Here is a 1,874-nt window from a genome sequence, read left to right as displayed (position 1 = left end):
GGTCGACTTGCCGCAGCCCGATTCGCCGACGAGCGCGAGCGTCTCGCCCGCGCGCAGCTCGAAGCTCACGCGTTCGACCGCATGCACGTACTGCGACACGCGGCCGAACACGCCGCTCTTCACCGGAAAGCGCGTGACGAGATCGCGCACGCGCAGGATCGGCGGCGCGGCGTGATCGACGGGCGGCTGCGCGTCGTTCGCGGCGGACGTCGTGGTCGGCGCCGCGGCCGTCGCGCTGGTGCCGTCCACCTTCAGCAGCGGGAATTTCTCGGGCGCGTCGGTGCCCTGCATCGAGCCGAGCCGCGGCACGGCCGCGAGCAGCGCCCGCGTGTAGCGATGCGCGGGCGTCGCGAAGATGCGGTCCGACTCGCCCTCCTCGACCTTCTCGCCGCGATACATCACGAGCACGCGGTCGGCCACTTCGGCCACCACGCCCATGTCGTGCGTGATGAAGATCACGCCCATGTTCATTTCGTCCTGCAGCCCGCGCACCAGTTGCAGGATCTGCGCCTGGATCGTCACGTCGAGCGCGGTCGTCGGCTCGTCGGCGATCAGCAGCGCGGGCCGGCACGACAGCGCCATCGCGATCATCACGCGCTGCCGCATCCCGCCCGACAGCTGGTGCGGATAGCGCGCGAACACGCGGCGCGCTTCGGGGATGCGCACGAGATCGAGCAGCCGCAGCGCTTCCGCGCGGGCTTCGGCCGCGCCCTTCGACTGGTGCAGCGCGATCGCCTCGCTGATCTGGTCGCCGACGGTGAACACCGGGTTCAGCGACGTCATCGGCTCCTGGAAGATCATCGCGATGTCCGCGCCGCGGATGCCGCGCATCGTCGCGGCGCTCGCCCGCGCGAGATCGACCAGCGCGCCGCCACGGCGCCGGAACGCGATCCGGCCGCTCGTGATCTCGCCGCCGCCGTGCTCGACCAGCCGCATCAGCGCGAGCGACGTGACCGACTTGCCCGAGCCCGATTCGCCGACGATCGCGAGCGTCTCGCCGCGATCGACGTGAAACGACACGTTGCGCACCGCGTCGAACGTCGCGCCTTCGCGGCGGAACGTGACCGAGAGGTCGTCGACGGCCACCACGCGCTGCTCGGGCAGCGCCAGGGACGACGGGTTACGGCTCGAAGTCATGGCGTATCTCCTCGTGCGATCCGGATTCAGGCCGCATCGTCGCGGTAGATGCCGACGACCGGCGCTTCACCGACGCGTGCGTAGCCGCGATACATCCCTTCGGTGTTGAACGGCATCGCGACGTTGCCGTGCGCGTCGACCGCGATGATCCCGCCGCGGCCCGCGAGGCGCGGCAGCTTGTTCATCACGACGTCGTGCGCGGCGTCGGCGAGCGACGCGCCGCGATACGCGATCTGCGCGGCCACGTCATGCGCGGTCGCGAGCCGGATGAACATCTCGCCGGTGCCTGTCGCGGAGACCGCGCAAGTCGCGTCGTCCGCATAGCAGCCGGCGCCGATGATCGGCGAATCGCCGACGCGCCCCGGCTGCTTGTTCGTGATGCCGCCCGTCGACGTCGCCGCCGCGATGTGGCCGTTCAGGTCGCACGCGACCGCGCCGACCGTGCCGTGCTTGCGGTCCGGATCGAGCGGCTCGGCGGGTTGTGCGGCGGGTTGTGCGGCGGGTTGTGCGGCGGGTTGTGCGGCGGGTTGTGCGGCCCCGCCGAATGCGAAGCTGGCCGCGTCGTGGTCGAGCATCATGCCGGCCGCCGCGCGCGCCTTCACCCACTGCGCATGCCGCGATTCGGTGTCGAAGTAGCCGGGTTCCGCCAGTTCGAGCCCCTGCGCGGCCGCGAACGCATCGGCGCCCGCGCCGGCGAACAGCACGTGCTCGCTCGCCTCCATCACGCGCCGCGCGGC

General features: G+C 71.5%; 2 protein-coding genes. Both read right to left on the bottom strand.

What is annotated here, in order from left to right:
* A partial coding sequence (locus JMF90_RS35290; protein WP_201326184.1) for an ATP-binding cassette domain-containing protein occupies positions 1-1,137 on the bottom strand: 1,137 nt, incomplete at its 3' end.
* A 26-nt stretch (positions 1,138-1,163) separates the two neighbouring features.
* The coding region (locus tag JMF90_RS35285) for an isoaspartyl peptidase/L-asparaginase family protein (protein ID WP_201326183.1) at positions 1,164-1,874 on the bottom strand (711 nt) is incomplete at its 5' end.

It is taken from the genome of Burkholderia sp. E168m23 (assembly GCF_016586125.1).
GTDB lineage: Bacteria > Pseudomonadota > Gammaproteobacteria > Burkholderiales > Burkholderiaceae > Burkholderia > Burkholderia orbicola.
The sequence above is the reverse complement of the archived record's forward strand: the minus strand, read 5'-3'. Positions and strand labels throughout refer to the sequence as shown.